General features: G+C 63.3%; 16 protein-coding genes. 9 read left to right on the top strand and 7 right to left on the bottom strand.

Annotated elements, in window-relative coordinates; genetic code table 11:
• Positions 1 to 141: 141 nt before the first annotated feature.
• The 4 genes from AB3X96_RS13190 to AB3X96_RS13175 all read right to left on the bottom strand — a co-directional run bounded on the left by AB3X96_RS13190 (position 142) and on the right by AB3X96_RS13175 (position 3,923).
• Positions 142 to 930 (bottom strand): CDP-diacylglycerol diphosphatase, encoded by a 789-nt coding sequence (locus AB3X96_RS13190; RefSeq protein ID WP_368590078.1) that lies wholly within the window; start codon positions 928 to 930, stop codon positions 142 to 144.
• A gap of 102 nt (positions 931 to 1,032) precedes the next feature.
• The gene (iaaH, locus tag AB3X96_RS13185; RefSeq protein WP_368590077.1) at positions 1,033 to 2,487 is read right to left on the bottom strand and encodes an indoleacetamide hydrolase; all 1,455 of its coding nucleotides are present in this window, start codon (positions 2,485 to 2,487) and stop codon (positions 1,033 to 1,035) included.
• A gap of 191 nt (positions 2,488 to 2,678) precedes the next feature.
• Complete coding sequence (locus AB3X96_RS13180) at positions 2,679 to 2,894, bottom strand: transcriptional regulator (protein ID WP_176106231.1); 216 nt, start codon at positions 2,892 to 2,894, stop codon at positions 2,679 to 2,681.
• Positions 2,895 to 3,218: 324 nt separating this feature from the next.
• Positions 3,219 to 3,923 carry an NADPH-dependent FMN reductase gene (locus tag AB3X96_RS13175; RefSeq protein ID WP_368590076.1) on the bottom strand — a complete coding sequence of 235 codons (705 nt, stop codon included), beginning with the start codon at positions 3,921 to 3,923 and terminating at the stop codon, positions 3,219 to 3,221.
• A 497-nt stretch (positions 3,924 to 4,420) separates the two neighbouring features.
• Between AB3X96_RS13175 and AB3X96_RS13170 the strand changes: the two genes are divergently transcribed.
• The gene (locus tag AB3X96_RS13170; protein WP_368590075.1) at positions 4,421 to 5,134 is read left to right on the top strand and encodes a J domain-containing protein; all 714 of its coding nucleotides are present in this window, start codon (positions 4,421 to 4,423) and stop codon (positions 5,132 to 5,134) included.
• A 365-nt stretch (positions 5,135 to 5,499) separates the two neighbouring features.
• Positions 5,500 to 6,138 carry an arsenate reductase ArsC gene (locus AB3X96_RS13165; RefSeq protein ID WP_368590074.1) on the top strand — a complete coding sequence of 213 codons (639 nt, stop codon included), beginning with the start codon at positions 5,500 to 5,502 and terminating at the stop codon, positions 6,136 to 6,138.
• Here AB3X96_RS13165 and AB3X96_RS13160 read toward each other — a convergent pair.
• Positions 6,135 to 6,473: an H-NS family nucleoid-associated regulatory protein gene (locus AB3X96_RS13160; RefSeq protein ID WP_368590073.1), complete on the bottom strand. Its 339-nt coding sequence runs from the start codon at positions 6,471 to 6,473 to the stop codon at positions 6,135 to 6,137. The genes AB3X96_RS13165 and AB3X96_RS13160 overlap by 4 nt on opposite strands.
• A gap of 787 nt (positions 6,474 to 7,260) precedes the next feature.
• On the opposite strand from AB3X96_RS13160, the gene AB3X96_RS13155 reads away from it, so the two are divergent.
• Entirely contained in the window at positions 7,261 to 7,569 is a 309-nt protein-coding gene (locus tag AB3X96_RS13155; RefSeq protein ID WP_368590072.1) for a hypothetical protein, read from the top strand.
• Between the two features lie 129 nt (positions 7,570 to 7,698).
• Here the strand turns inward: AB3X96_RS13155 and AB3X96_RS13150 are convergent, their stop codons facing one another.
• The gene (locus AB3X96_RS13150; RefSeq protein ID WP_368590071.1) at positions 7,699 to 7,977 is read right to left on the bottom strand and encodes a hypothetical protein; all 279 of its coding nucleotides are present in this window, start codon (positions 7,975 to 7,977) and stop codon (positions 7,699 to 7,701) included.
• Positions 7,978 to 8,763: 786 nt separating this feature from the next.
• Between AB3X96_RS13150 and AB3X96_RS13145 the strand changes: the two genes are divergently transcribed.
• From AB3X96_RS13145 to AB3X96_RS13125, 5 genes are all read left to right on the top strand, one after another.
• Positions 8,764 to 9,378, top strand: coding sequence for a copper-binding protein (locus AB3X96_RS13145; RefSeq protein WP_368590070.1), 615 nt, complete (start codon positions 8,764 to 8,766; stop codon positions 9,376 to 9,378).
• A 143-nt stretch (positions 9,379 to 9,521) separates the two neighbouring features.
• Positions 9,522 to 9,755 (top strand): hypothetical protein, encoded by a 234-nt coding sequence (locus AB3X96_RS13140; protein WP_018434370.1) that lies wholly within the window; start codon positions 9,522 to 9,524, stop codon positions 9,753 to 9,755.
• A gap of 162 nt (positions 9,756 to 9,917) precedes the next feature.
• Positions 9,918 to 10,670, top strand: coding sequence for an SDR family NAD(P)-dependent oxidoreductase (locus tag AB3X96_RS13135; RefSeq protein ID WP_368590069.1), 753 nt, complete (start codon positions 9,918 to 9,920; stop codon positions 10,668 to 10,670).
• 78 nt (positions 10,671 to 10,748) lie between these two features.
• On the top strand, positions 10,749 to 11,927 hold the full coding sequence (gene rhmD / locus AB3X96_RS13130) for an L-rhamnonate dehydratase (protein WP_368590068.1): 1,179 nt from the start codon (positions 10,749 to 10,751) through the stop codon (positions 11,925 to 11,927).
• Positions 11,928 to 11,984: 57 nt separating this feature from the next.
• On the top strand, positions 11,985 to 12,767 hold the full coding sequence (locus AB3X96_RS13125; RefSeq protein WP_368590067.1) for an SDR family NAD(P)-dependent oxidoreductase: 783 nt from the start codon (positions 11,985 to 11,987) through the stop codon (positions 12,765 to 12,767).
• A gap of 19 nt (positions 12,768 to 12,786) precedes the next feature.
• Here the strand turns inward: AB3X96_RS13125 and AB3X96_RS13120 are convergent, their stop codons facing one another.
• Positions 12,787 to 13,782 carry a LysR family transcriptional regulator gene (locus AB3X96_RS13120; protein ID WP_368590066.1) on the bottom strand — a complete coding sequence of 332 codons (996 nt, stop codon included), beginning with the start codon at positions 13,780 to 13,782 and terminating at the stop codon, positions 12,787 to 12,789.
• 121 nt (positions 13,783 to 13,903) lie between these two features.
• On the opposite strand from AB3X96_RS13120, the gene rhaM reads away from it, so the two are divergent.
• Positions 13,904 to 14,221 (top strand): L-rhamnose mutarotase, encoded by a 318-nt coding sequence (gene rhaM / locus AB3X96_RS13115; RefSeq protein ID WP_368590065.1) that lies wholly within the window; start codon positions 13,904 to 13,906, stop codon positions 14,219 to 14,221.
• The last annotated feature ends 2 nt before the right edge of the window (positions 14,222 to 14,223 follow it).

The following is a 14,223-nucleotide window of genomic DNA, read 5'->3' as shown; positions in this document are numbered from 1 at the left end:
GCATATTCGAACCCGCGGCTGTAATTCGCAGGTCCAGACCGATCGTACGGGGCGACGCTGTGCGCCCGAACCATTTTATTGAGCAATGCATCTGCTCAATCGTGGAAAAGCGGGCGCGGATAGCGTGTATCCGGTAAGCGTTCAATGATCGTCAGCGAAGCGGCACGCGTGATCGAGCAGCCCTTCGGCCGTGCCGCTGCCGCCATCGATGTCGATACCGCTGTTGACGATCAGCCAGCCATCCCGAGCCGCGGACGGTCCCGCGCCGGTCACGAGGATGGTTTGCGTGGCCATCGTCGCCGGATCGGGATTGTCGCGTGCGACGATCCTGAACGGGTCGTCGGCGCCGCCCAGCGAGCTCACGCGCATGATCCTGTAGCGCTCGCCATCGAGCGTCGCCCAGCGCCATTCGCCGGGCGCGTCGTGAGCGTGACCGGCGAGCACGGCGCTGACTTCGCGCCGCATGCAATCGATGTGGATATGCAGCTGGTTTTGCGAGCGACGGTATTCGGAGTTGATTTCGAGGCCGAGCTGATCGTCGGGCAATTCGCGTTTGACCGCTTGCTGCACGAAATGGCGCGAATCCCACGCGTCGCTCCAGTAGTCTTTCGCATCGGGCGCGAGGATCAGCGGACTTTCGATGCCGGTGATGCGATCGGTCGGCATCAGCAGAAACTGCGAGCGGCCCAGAATGTCCTTCAGGACGACATAGCGTTTGTCGAGATCGACGAGCGAGCATTGCCCCGGCGTGCCGGTGGCCTGCTGCGACGGCACGCAGCGGATGTCGACGATTTTCCACAGCGCGTTGGAGTCGACCGTCGCGACGCGCGCGCAGGCGCTGGCGGCGAGAGCGACCGCGAGCACGGCGGTCGAATGAACGATGCGGCGCGCGAGGCCGCGAGATGAGAGGGCGGTGGCGAGGTTCGTCATCGTCGCTTAGGTGGGGTTCGGGCGGGGAAAGCGTTGGAATGCGGGCTGTAATGCGCAGGCATTAAAACACAAACCACATGGCGCCGACGTGAAACACGGGCTTCACAGCACCGGCGCCGGCAACGCTCCCAGTACCTGTTCGATCGCGACACCGATGGCCAGCAGCCGCCTGTCCGAGCCGAGCGGTCCATCGAGTTCGAGGCCGACCGGCAGCCCGCTCGCGCTGATGCCCGCCGGCAGTGACAGCCCTGGAATGCCGGATGTGCTGGCCGGGTCGGTATTACGCAGGAACGCCTCCATCGTATCGATCGGCGGACCGCCGTCGATCGTGACCGTCGACGAGCCGTTCAGATCGTCGATCGGCACCGCGACGAGCCGCGTCGTCGGAAACAGAAAAGCATCGAGACCGGCATTCGCGAACGTCGCCGCGACGTAGTTCTGCAGCCGCGGCCGCCAGTAATTGAGCGCCGCCGAATAGTGCGAGCCGAGCACGTCGGCGAGCACGTCGTCGTAGATCGCGCGCACGTCCGGGCTCGCGATGCGCACGGCCAGTTCGGCGACGGTCTGCACCGGCGCCTGATTCGCGACGAGCCACGCGAGCACGTCGTCGCGCGCTTCGTGAATGGCGAGCGGACCGCCGACCATGCCGTTCAGATGCTCCAACTCGGTCATCGCGACCGGCACGAATGTGACACCCGCGGCTTCGAGCTTTTGCAGCGCTGCGCGCGCGACGTCTTCGACCTGTCGTTCGAGAGCGTCCCACAGCGGCGCGGGCAAGCCGATGCGCAAGCCTTCGAGCGCAATCGCAGGCAACGCGCCGTCGCCGGTGATCACGCCGTCGAGCAGCGCCAGATCAGCGACGCTGCGCGCCATCGGGCCCACGGTGTCGCGCGTATGGCTGATCGGTACGACCGCATTCGGGTCGTGATAGCGCCGCTCTGCGCCGCCGTTGCCGACCGAAGGACGAAAGCCCGCGGTGCCGGTCAGCGCGGCCGGGATGCGGGTCGAGCCGCCGGTGTCGGTGCCGAGTCCGGCGGGCGCGATGCGCGCGGCGATCGCCACCGCGGTGCCGCCCGACGAGCCGCCTGGCATCAGCGACGGATCGTACGGGTTGCGCACCGGCCCCGCGTGCGCGGACAGGTTGGTGCTCGTGATGCCGAACGCGAGCTCGTGCATATTGGCCTTGCCGAGCACGATCGCACCCGCGTCGACGAGGCGTTGCACCGATGGCGCGTTGGTGTTCGGCACGAAGCCGGCGAGCGCGGGCGTGCCGGCCGTCGTCGGCAGGCCGGCGGTGTTGATGTTGTCCTTGACGACTATTGCGAGGCCGCAAAGCGGCAAACGCGCCCGCTCCGCTGGCGTCAATGCGTCGATGCGCTGCGCGGCGGCGAGCGCGCCGTGGAAGTCGAGCGTGGTGAGCGCGTTCAGCTGAGTGAGCGCGGCGGCGCGCGCGAGCAGGGTGGCGACATAGTCGGCGGTTTTGAGCCGGCCGGATTGCAGCGCCTCGACCGCTTGTGCCGCGCTGAGCGCGAGTTGTGCATCGACGGTCCATGTCATTACGGGCGTCTCCGTATCGATGGATGCGTCGCGGGCGGCGCGAAGTTCGACTGCATCCGTCGAAGAAGCGGACAGGTCACGCGGGCAGACAGCGAACGCAAGGGTTCAGCTATTCTGGCACATCCGCCTGAAGGTCGATGCCGGGCGATGCACAACGCGCGTCGCGCTCGCTGCCATCGATATCGATGCGCTTACCGGTGATTGTCGATCCACATGCGCCCCCAGTCGGACGCATAGGCGAGCGCATGCTCTTCGTCGAAGAAGTAGTCGAGCGCGTCGAACGAATAAGCTTTGCGCGTATTCTCGTCGCGCTGCTCGATCGTCAGATTGGCGGCGAATAATCCGTTGGGGAGCAGTTGCGTTGCCGCTTCGACCTCGTAGCCCTTGTAGCGGATGTGTGAGTTCATGATCTTGACTTGTCTGTGTGTCCGCGCGTGTCGTGCGGAATACCAATGCGTGCGGCGCGGCCCTGTCGTTGCCGAAGGTGTGTGAAGCGGCGGGCAGGGTCAAGCGTAGGGCGCGCTGCGCAGCGGGTGAACCAATCTTTCGTCGGAAGCAAATCAGCGCGGGGCGGGAGTGGTAAGCAGAAGCCCGGATCGGATCAAAGTCGCTGTGTTCGGTGACTCTATTCGCGCGGGGTCGCGATGTCTGTTATGTGGCGCACGGTCGCTCGGCGCAAAGCGTGGCGCCGTGCGCGATGGCGGCGGCGTCACGGTGCCCGGGAGAGTGTTTCAGACCGCGTGCAGGACGCGCGCGGAACGGCTGTCCGCGGCGATCGGGGTGGTGGTGCCTTGTGCGGATGCCCGGCTCGCGGCCGAATGGCTGGACGCGGTGGGTGCGCCGTGCGCACGCTGTGCATTGAACGCGAGCGCGAACTGCGCGGCTTGCTGGCCGACGGTCGAGAGTTGCTCGATCACTTTCGGATCGGAACAGCTGTCGACGCTATCGAAGCGCGTCTCCAGCGTATTGATGCCGGCACCGAACGGCGTAGGCCAGCCACGCAGCGCATGCACGATCGAGCGCAGCGACGTCAGTACGGAGCCCGCCGCCTGCCAGCCGTAGGCGGTGACGATGCAGCCCACCGCGCGGCCATCCAGATAGGGGCGCTCGTCGGCGCGCAATTCCTCGAGCGTGTCGAGCGCGTTTTTCACGAGCCCGGATACGCCGCCGTGATAGCCGGGTGTCGCGATGATCACCGCGTCCGCGCGACGCACAGCGTCGATCAGCTCGAGCTGTTCGTCTGTGCGGGCCGGCTGTTCCGGCGCGTAGTGCGGCAGGCTATGCAGGAAACTGCCGCCGAACAGGCGGGTTTGCGCGCCGGCGGCTTCGGCGCCGCGCAACGCAAAGGCCAGCGCGCGCTCGGTCGACGAGGCCGCGCGCGTCGTACCGCCAATACCGACGATGAGCGGCGGGCGGGAATGATCGGATCTGCTCAACGAAATGCTCCTTCGATTGCGGTTCACGCTGCGGTTGACGGCGCGGTCGATGCGGGACTCATGCAGCGTCAGCAACGCACGTGCACGGCCGTAAACGGACCGGCCGGAGCGAACCGGACTTTGAAGTGTCATCTTAATGAGCGAGCGCCGCGCGGCTAAGCGACTTTTTGTTCTAACGATATAACCATGCGGCCACAGCTCGCCGAGTCGCTCTGCATTGCACCTGAGCACGCGGCCGATAAGCATATGGCGAATCGTTGGTTGGGCGCGTGCGGGCAAGACCCTAAGATGGACTCGTCTCCTCCATAAATCTCCTTAGACATGGGACTCGGCCTCGCTACGGAAGTGGTGGGGCCTTTTTTTCGTGGGTCGCCGGCGGACGATGTGCCATTGCGGCAATGCCGATTGCATGCGCGTGCGTGGTAGCCGCTTCACGATGACGCTGCTTTTTGCATGCTACGATGCCCGCAGTGATTTTCCGCGAGATCGAGCCCAGCATGGCAACCCTGTATGACACGCTCGGCGTGCCCGCGCACGCCACCGACGACGAAATCAAGCGGGCTTACCGCAAGGCCGCGATGAAGTGGCATCCGGATCGTAATCACGGTGCCGAGGACGTGGCGCGCGCGGCGTTCCAGGAAATCAAGGACGCGTACGCGATCCTGTCGGATGCCGAGCAGCGCAAGGTCTACGACACTGTCTACGCTGAGCAGATGCGCGAGTGGGAGGCGCAGCACACGCGTCGGCAACGCGCGCAGGCGAAGCGTGAGGCGGCGGCGCGCGCAGCCGACGAAGCCGCGTACGCGGAGATGGTGTCGATCGCGATCCGCTTCGCCGACCAGGGCCACAATCGCGACGTGCTGTTCGGCGTGCTGCTCGGACGGCAATGCGAACCCCAGCGCGCCGCGCAGATCGCCGACAGCGTCGCGGCGTTGCAGGCGGCCCGCCGTGATGAGGCGGACGCCTCGCAAAATGCCCGACGCGCAGGGAAGGCGGCGAAGGGCGCGGAAGCGGCGCAAGCTGAGGCGGCCGAGCCCGAACTGGCGAAAACCGCGCACGATACCGGCACGGCTTCAGAAACCGCTTCTCACGACACGCCGCATGTCAAACGCGCGAATCACGCGAAGCGCGACGAAACCGCGAGCGACATCCATCCGGCCGGCGCGCTCGGCAATCTGTGGTTCCAGTTCCTCAACAGCCTGAAATTCTGACGTGTCGCGACGACCCGGGTCGCCCGCGGCAATCTCATTCGAGGCGACGCCTGCCGCGTATACCCCTACGCCCAGGTCCGCGCGCTGCCGACTTCGACCGGACAAGCCGAGCGCGCCTAATCGCCGGTACGGCGGCAGCATCGCTTGATCTGGCAAATATTCAAAAAGGGTGCTGAAACTGGGGGCAGGACACTGGTACACTGCCCATCGTTCGCAAAGTTGTGCTCTGTGCCCGGGACTCGAGATAGCTGGCGCGAATCCCGTGGCGCAAATAAAAAAGACGCAGTAGTGTCACGGGGGCGCAAGACTGGAGCGGCACAATTCCGCCCAGAGGCTAAATAAAAAAACATCGGTACGGGGTAAGCGTGTCCAGAAAATATAAGGTGTTGTTTCTCTGCCGCGATAATTCGATCCGCAGCATCATTGCAGAAGCTTTACTTCGCGAACTGGCGGGGCACCGGTTCGAGGCGTTCAGCGCGGGCCCTGAACCGGCCGCGCGCCTTCATCCACTTGCGGTCGCGCAATTGCAGCCTGGCATTTCGGGGCGCGCGGTGCTGAGCCCCAAAAGCTGGCTGGAATTCACCGGTGAATGGGCGCCGCGCATGGATATCGTGATCGCGCTCGACGAATTCGTCGGCGGACTGCATGCGCCGGTATTTCCCGGCGCGCCGGCGTTCGTCTACTGGACCATTGCCGATCCGCTCGCGGGCGGCCACGGGTTCGCTGACGAGCAGGCCCGTCTTTTCGACAAGACCTTCTGGCAGATCGTGCGCCAGGTCAGCGCGTTTATCGAGCTGCCGCAATATGCGCAGCCTGCATCGAATCACGCGAATCACGCGAATATCGCCGATCCGGCGAATGCCATCAATGCGGGGAATACGGTGAATGCCGCGAATACCGTGAATATGCCAGGCGGTGGCGCAAAACCGGTGCGTGGCACGGCGGTTCGTTTCGAATCCGCAGCCATGGTGTCCGCGCCTTCAAGCGCGGCGGCCTGCACCTAGCGGTTATTCGGGCGCGCGAGCCGCGTGCCGGCGAACGGGTCATTCGACCAGTCCACCTGTTTTTTCGGTTGGGTTTTTGGTGGGGGGGCGGGCGCCGGCTTTGCGGCCAATTCGAAATGCTCAATGCTCTGGCCGGCACTAATGGCTTGCTTCAACCATTGCGGCATTTCGCCATTGCCATCCCAACTGTCTCCGGTCGCATTGCGATAGCGCTCAGCTTTTTTGGCCAATGACTCGGTTGCCAGCGCCGCGGCGAGGTCTTCTGGCCTGATACCAAACTCTTCCATGCGATGGCGGAGATACGCAATCATGCTATCTCGCTTCCTTTCGTCCATAGGATATTTGTCCTTCTAAAACGTGCAGCGTACTGTCGAAGACAGATTGCGGGGAAAAAGCTGCGAAGCGTCGAGCCCGACTGGATGGGGCCGCCCCGCGGTGGGGTTGTCGATTGACGGAGATGCCATGTGCCGGGTTAAAAAACGTTGCTCCCCGAATTGCAATACGGCCTCGGACAAAGACGGCCGCTGGAACAACCGACCCTCGAACTGAGAGTCTCGATCAGCAAATATTTCAGCATGTCGCAGCGCGGCGAACGAGTCCGGTAAGCCTGACGTTCGCTATGAAAACTCTGAGTCTCGATGCAATGATTGCGAATGGATGGAGTCACTCCACGCTGTCCGTCTTTCACTGGACTTTCGTCGATGTGCGGGTTCGCTTTTTGTGCTTTGTAGCAACATCATAACGCAATGCGCGAGCAAAGCACGCTTAGTTCACATTGAATTTGTCAGTGAATGCGGTTTATCGAACGGTGCGGACAATCGGTTACTCTGCTGGAAGCTCCTGGATTGAATTCCGGGGGGCGCGACCTATAAAAGAAAGACGAAAAGCTGCGCAACGCAGACTTACAACCGCCTTATGCACACCGATTCCGCCGACGCTCCGGGAACGCGTCGAGCCTCGGTTGCCAGCGCGGTCATTCTTCATCTGTTTAGTTCGGTGACCCGTCGCAGCAGTAGCGCATTGGCATCGACCCGTTCCTCGGCCCCATTGGGCAGACTGGCTGTTCGCGGATCAATTCTTGTGGAGGACGAACACTGCTGCGCCGGATCGAGGAGTCCGGAAATGAGAGCACGTATATTGATGATTGCCGCGACCGCCGTCCTGTTTCTGGTACCGGGAACAGCCGCCGCGGAGGAACTGAGCGGCCAGGCGGACCCCGGCATGTCAGGTCGCGCGACGATGCAGTTCAATGCGAACGAATCGGCGCAGGCGACGACCGACATGTCCTACGGTCGGAGCTGGGACCCGCGCGAGCAGGGCGTGCGCAACGCGTCGTATGGCGGTGTTGCGGCGGGCGAGTCGCAAGCGGGTGGCCGGCGCAGCCAGTCCTGCTCGTTCAGCACTGAGTGCAAAACCTATTTTGGTCAATGACCGATCTGCGAGCGGCAGCAGGGCGCGCCGGATGAGGGGCACCCGCAGTGGCGCGGGGTTTCCAGGCAGCGAACTGGCGCCGCGCGCGGCGGCGGCAGTGCATGCGCTTGACCGCAAGCGCATGCCATTTCACGAGAATGCCAATTCCCGCGGAACATCAGCGCTGCGCTCGCCGAGGCGCGCGACGATATCGTCGACGCCGCGTGCCGTGGCGCGGTTTTCCGCCGGATCGTAGTAACCGCGGAACACTTCCAGCAGAGCGCGCCATGACCCATGCCAGCGCGTTTCGCGTAGACAGACGCCGGTCGGATCGGCAATACGCAATACGCCGTTGTCCGGATAGAAAGTGAGCGTGACGAGACGGCCGTCGATGACGCAGGCGGCGGTGCAGGGGCGAGTCGTGACCATGTGGGTGGTGTCCTTTCGATATTCCAATGTTTGTGCGTTAAACGCCGACGCGAGCTACAGCAAACGCTGTGCCTGCGATGCCACATGACTGTGACCTCGACGGCAAAATTCGCTCGATCGATCCGGCCGTGTGCGCAGTATTCCCATGATTGACGACATTTTTTTGTATTCGTCGCGAAGTGATGCGCAATCGCGTCAGTGTCATCCATTAAGGGTTTATGCTGAGTCGTTCGCCGATTGCCAATTCGTCCACAGTCGAAACGACGAGCATCATATGTTTAAGGCAAATGAATCGCCACTCGTCATAAAAGATTTGACGCAGCAAGCCCGATTAATCCGGAATAGCGATGCACGATCCCTTATCTTGCCATTCCTTTACCCGTTTGCTAGCATCCCCGAGACAGTTTGAAATAGTCATAACGTACGGCAATTTCCGGACCCGCTTACATTGGGTCGCCCGGTGGTCCATCTCGTTGCGAGGCATCTGTTATGGCTAGCTCTCAACCCCTCCGCTGACGCTCCGCGAACGCGTGCGCAAAGCCGCGCGGCTCTCTGCGCGGTCACCCGCCACCACGCGCTTTTCACGCGCAGTTCTGCGAGACAAATCGGCGCATCAGAAAACGAACCGTTATTGGTTTCAAAAAATGCGTACCCCGTCTGATAAAAGAAATTAATAGTCCGTTTTCGTTTTTAATCGAAGCGACCGCAGTTGTCGCTGCTGCGCGTAGTACGCGATCTGCGACAAACCATTTGCCGTAAAAACGACGCAATCAAAAGGAGCATTTCATGGCTTCCAATACAACGGGCTTTGGGCTCATGCGGGCGAAGGCGATCACGGTTGCGTTAGCGGTTCTGGTTGCGGCGGCGGGTTCGGCGTTCGCGCAGGACAACGCGGCGTCCGCGCCGGAACAGCGGGCAATCGGCGCTGCCGCGCTGTTGCACGTTCAGGCGCGCGTCGTCGCGATCGATCCCGCGGCGAACAGCGTGACGCTGCGCGGCCCCCACGGCGGCGACGAAACCTTCGACGTGAATCCGCAAGCCGCCGACGTCAGCAAACTGCATATCGGCGACATGGTGACGATTGCGTACAAAAAGGCGCTACTGGTCGGCGTCGACAAACTCGCGCCGAGCGGAATTCGCCAGCGCATCGATACCGAAGTCACGCAGCCCGCGGCCAACGGTGTGGTTGCATCGGCGCGGCGCGTCGAAGTCGTGGCGACGGTGCGCAAGATTGATCGCAAGCAGCGCACGATCACGCTGCGCGGGCCGTCGCGCACCGAAACGCTCGACGTGGCGCCGGACATTCCGCTCGATAAACTGAAGGTCGGCGATTCGGTGCGCGCGGTGTTCGTGTCGGCTATCGCGGCGTCGGTGTCGCGCAACGGCGCGGACGTCAAATAACGGCGCTCGGGAAGGCTTAAATAAACTACGCTGAAGCGTATCGAGGCGCGCGGCGTCGAACCGCAACCGGTGGTTCGATGGCGCGCGCCGGCCATCGCGGCTCAAGTTTCACCAGGGTCATCGCGTCGCGCGAGGAGCGGGAAATGGAACAGAGCGAAACGGAAACCACTGCCGAATCGGAGCGCAAAAGGCTCGTCCGCAGCAAGATCCACGTGGGCCTCGCGGCGGTCGGCACGTTGTCGTCGGTGTTCGGGATCGGCATAGCGATCATCGGCGGCATCAACTTCGACCGGACCAAGGTGCTGGTCGGCGTCGGCATCATCGTCGTGTCGACCATTCTGTATGTGTCGATGCTTTTCGTCGCTGCCGATGACTAGCATCTTCGCTTCCCATTAGCGCTCGATCCCGCTGCCGATTCACTTTTGCTATCGCCCCCTCCGATAGTCGAATTGTTGGTGCATCGCACCGCCCGTATATTGACTGCAGCGATATACAACAACTCGACGGCGCGCCGCACGGCGGCCCACAGGAGCACAGCAATGAATCGGATCGATCTGGAGGGGCGCGCGGTCGTCATCACCGGCGGCGCGCGCGGCATCGGCTACGCGGTCGCGCAGCGGGCGTTGCAGTCGGGCGCGTCGGTGGCGTTGTGGGACGTTGATAGCGAACGCCTCGCGCGCAGCCAGCGCGAGCTGAGCGAACTCGGCAAGGTCAGCGCCGTCATGGTCGAGCTGACCGACGAAGCCGCGGTCCAGCAAGCCACCGCGCAAACGGTCGCCGAGCACCGCTCGATCGACGTGCTGATCAACTGCGCGGGCATCACCGGCGGCAATGGCACGACGTGGGAGCTCGAGCCGGACCTGTGGCGCCGCGTGATCGACGTGAATCTGATCGGCCCGTACCTGACCTGCCGCGCGGTCGTGCCGCAGATGCTGAAGCAGGGCTATGGCCGCATCGTCAATATCGCGTCGGTGGCGGGCAAGGAGGGCAATCCGAATGCTTCGCACTACAGCGCGTCGAAGGCGGGCTTGATCGGGCTCACCAAGTCGCTCGGCAAGGAACTTGCGACCAGAAACATCCTCGTCAATGCGGTCACGCCGGCCGCGGCCAAGACCGAGATCTTCGATTCGATGTCGCAGCAGCACATCGACTACATGCTGTCGAAGATTCCGATGAATCGTTTCCTGCTGCCGGAAGAAGCGGCGTCGCTGATCCTGTGGCTGTCTTCCGAAGACTGCGCGTTCAGCACCGGTTCGGTGTTCGATCTGTCCGGCGGCCGCGCCACTTATTAATCGCGCTGCTCGAGCATTGCATACGCGTCGAACGCGCGTTGTCGAGCCGCTTCGACGCCTCTCTCACGGAGTCCTTTCATGGCCATGCCTACCATCCGGCACGTGCGTGCCTTCATCGTTCGCGGCGGCGGCGCGGACTATCACGACCAGGCCGGCGGGCACTGGATCGACGATCACATCGCGACGCCGATGGCGCGTTATCCCGAGTACCGTCAGAGCCGCCAGTCATTCGGCATCAACGTACTCGGCACGCTGGTCGTCGAGATCGAGGCGAGCGACGGCACCGTGGGCTTCGCGGTGACGACCGGCGGCGAGATCGGCGCGTTCATCGTCGAGAAGCATCTCGCGCGTTTTCTCGAAGGGCAGCTCGTCACCGACATCGAGAAGATGTGGGACCAGATGTACTTCGCGACGCTGTACTACGGGCGCAAGGGCATCGTGCTCAATACGATTTCCGGCGTCGATCTCGCGCTGTGGGATCTGCTCGCGAAGGTTCGCAAGGAGCCCGTGTATCAACTATTGGGCGGCCCGGTGCGCGACGAGCTGGTGTTCTATGCGACCGGCGCGCGGCCCGATCTCGCGAAGGAGATGGGCTTCATCGGCGGCAAGCTGCCGTTGCAGCACGGTCCCGCGGAAGGCGAAGACGGACTCAGGCAGAACCTCGAGAAGCTCGCCGACATGCGTTCGCGCGTCGGCGACGACTTCTGGCTGATGTACGACTGCTGGATGAGCCTCGACGTGCGCTACGCGACGCGGCTCGCGCAAGGCGCGCACGAATACGGCCTCAAATGGCTCGAGGAATGTCTTCCTCCCGACGATTACTGGGGTTACGCCGAACTGCGCCGCAACGTGCCAAGCGGCATGATGGTGTCGACCGGCGAGCACGAGGCGACGCGCTGGGGCTTCCGGATGCTGCTGGAGATGCAGTGCTGCGATCTGATCCAGCCCGACGTCGGCTGGTGCGGCGGCATCACTGAGCTAATCAAGATTTCCGCGCTCGCCGATGCGCACAACGTGATGGTGGTGCCGCACGGTTCGTCGGTGTACAGCTATCACTTCGTCGTCACGCGCCATAACTCGCCGTTCTCCGAGTTTCTGATGATGGCGCCGAAAGCCGACGAAGTCGTGCCGATGTTCAACCCGCTGCTGCTCGACGAGCCTGTGCCGGTGAACGGGCGCATGAAGGTGCCGGATACGCCGGGCTTTGGCGTGCGGCTCAATCCGGAATGCGCGCTGGTGCGGCCTTATCAGCATTGAACGAGTTGAATGCTTTGAACGTATGCCGAACAGCGAACCCTGGCAAAGGAGACTAAGGTGCTGCTCAAGGACAAAGTCGCGATCGTCACCGGCGGCTCGCGTGGCATCGGACGCGCAATCGCGGTGGCCTGCGCCCGCGAAGGCGCGGACGTGGCGATCAACTACTGGGGTGACAACGACGCATCGTATGGCCGCCGCTCGGCGGTCGAGGAAGTGGTCGGCGAAATCGAGGCTTTGGGACGGCGCGTGATCGCGGTGGAAGGCAACGTCGCAGCGCGCGATACTGGTCAGGAGCTGGTGCGCCGTACGGTCGACGCGTTCGGCAAGGTCGACGTGCTCGCGAGCAATGCCGGCATCTGCCCGTTCCACGGGTTTCTCGACATGCCGGCCGATGTGCTCGAATCGACGGTCGCGGTCAATCTGAACGGCGCGTTCTTCGTCACGCAAGCGGCCGCGCAGCAGATGAAAAAGCAGGGCACCGGCGGCGCTATCGTCGCGACGAGTTCGATCAGCGCGTTGGTGGGCGGCGGCATGCAGACGCATTACACGCCGACCAAGGCCGGCGTGCATTCGCTGATGCAGTCGTGCGCGATTGCGTTGGGGCCGTACGGCATCCGCTGCAACTCGGTGATGCCGGGCACGATCGCGACCGATCTTAACGCCGAAGATCTCGCCGACGAAGCGAAGAAGGCCTACTTCGAGAAGCGCATTCCGCTCGGCCGCCTCGGGCATCCCGACGACGTCGCCGATTGCGTCGTGTTTCTCGCGTCGGACCGCGCGCGCTATGTGACGGGCGCTGCGCTGCTCGTCGACGGCGGCCTGTTCGTGAACCTGCAATAAGCGACGCGCGATGCGGGCGTCAATTGACCGTGGCGGGCGCACTCAGCGTGCCGGGTGCGATGGCGGGATTGTCGCGCGCGAGGTTGCGCGAGAAGCCGCGCAGCAGATCGATCAAGCGCAGCGCCGGCTCGGCGAGCGGCTCTTCCTTGCGCGTCAGAATGCCGAAACCCGCGAGGCTCTTGCCAATTTCCAGCGGCAGCGAGACGAGCAGCCCGCCGCGCACATGATCGCGCACGACCGATTCCGGCAGCATCGCGACCGCATCGTAGTTTTCGAGCAATTGCAGCGTCGCGAAGATCGACGCGCATTCGGTCAGATTGACTGGCGTGGCGAGCCCCGCGCGCGCGAGTTCTTCCTCGAACAGCACGCGTGCCGGACTCGTGATCGGCTGCGCCACCCACGGCCACGCAATCAGTTCGCGCAACGTGATGCGCGTGCGCCGCGCGAGCGGATGCACGGCGCGCACGACGAGCAGCAGCGTTTCGCGCGCGAGCGGCTCGAAACTGAAGTCGTTGTGCTGCAAGGGATTGGTCAGGCGCCCCAGCGCGAGATCGACCTCGCGGCGATGCAGCAATTGCACGACCTGGTCGCTCGTTTCGCCGAGGATGCGCACGTTGAGCAGCGGGCTTTCGGTCTTCAGCACGGCGACCGACATCGCCAGCAGATCGGGCGCGGCGCCCATGATCGCGCCGACGGTCAATTGCCCGTGACCGCCGCGGCGTTTGACATCGAGGTCTTCGGCGAAGCGTGTGAGTTCGGCAAGCGCGCGGCGCGCGTAAGCGAGCGTGACGACGCCGAGCGGCGTCGGCGTCATGCCGCGGGCGTTGCGCTCGAACAGCAGAAAGCCGAACGCTTCCTCGATATCGCCGAGCATGCGGCTCGCGCTCGGTTGCGCGACGTTGACGGCCTCGGCGGCCTGATGCAGGTTGCGGGTGTCGTCGAGCGCGACGAGCAGGGCGAGATGCTTGAACTTTAGACGATTGACCAGTGCGACGGCGGCTGAATGTTGGCTCATGGTGCCAGTAGAGGTGCCCGTGCGATTCGGTTTATGGATCGCCCAATCCCAACAACGGATTGAGAGGCTATCGATGCAGGAATTATAGTCGTTCGAAGAAGTCGACAGGAGACAGGCCGCAATGGAGACGATCGCTTTCCGGATGGTACTGAACCCCGGCATGCGCGAAGAATATGAACGGCGTCATACGGAGATCTGGCCCGAGCTCGTTGACGCGTTGCACAACGCCGGCGTGCGCGACTACCGCATTTTCTTCGACCCCGACACGCATCATCTTTTCGCGGTGCTTTCGCGCACCAGCGATCACACGATGGATCAGTTGCCGCAACTCGACGTGATGCGCAAATGGTGGGATTACATGGCCGACATCATGCAGACCGCGCCCGATCACACGCCGCTGTCGCAGACGCTCGAACCGGTCTTTCATCTCAATCATTGAGG

Source organism: Paraburkholderia sp. BR13439 (genome assembly GCF_040948805.1).
In the GTDB taxonomy this organism is placed as follows: Bacteria; Pseudomonadota; Gammaproteobacteria; order Burkholderiales; family Burkholderiaceae; genus Paraburkholderia; species Paraburkholderia youngii.
This window is presented reverse-complemented; position numbering and strand designations above follow the sequence as displayed.